1 protein-coding gene is annotated in these 246 nt (G+C 51.6%); it reads right to left on the bottom strand.

Going from position 1 to position 246, the window contains the following annotated elements; translation table 11 throughout:
- The coding region (locus Q5762_RS39315; protein ID WP_315897116.1) for a hypothetical protein at nt 1-246 on the bottom strand (246 nt) is incomplete at both ends.

Here is a 246-nt window from a genome sequence, read left to right as displayed (position 1 = left end):
GGCAGCTTTGCAACCACCTGCTGTAATACGGCAAACACCGGTGCTAATACCGGGCTTAATACGGCACATTGTGCTATCGCCGTCAGTTCTTTACTCGCCGCTTGCCGAAAACCCACCACCACCTTTCGTTGTTTTTTATCGAACCAAACGCCAATCCGCGCTTTACGCCGATAACCTTGTTCTGGCCCGGTTAACAGTGGTTGCCATGGGAGTTCGGCTAGTCCGGTTTGGTGACGCAATAATTCA

Origin of the sequence: Streptomyces sp. P9(2023) (assembly GCF_032436795.1) — a bacterium.
Classification (GTDB): domain Bacteria; phylum Actinomycetota; class Actinomycetes; order Streptomycetales; family Streptomycetaceae; genus Streptomyces.
This window is presented reverse-complemented; position numbering and strand designations above follow the sequence as displayed.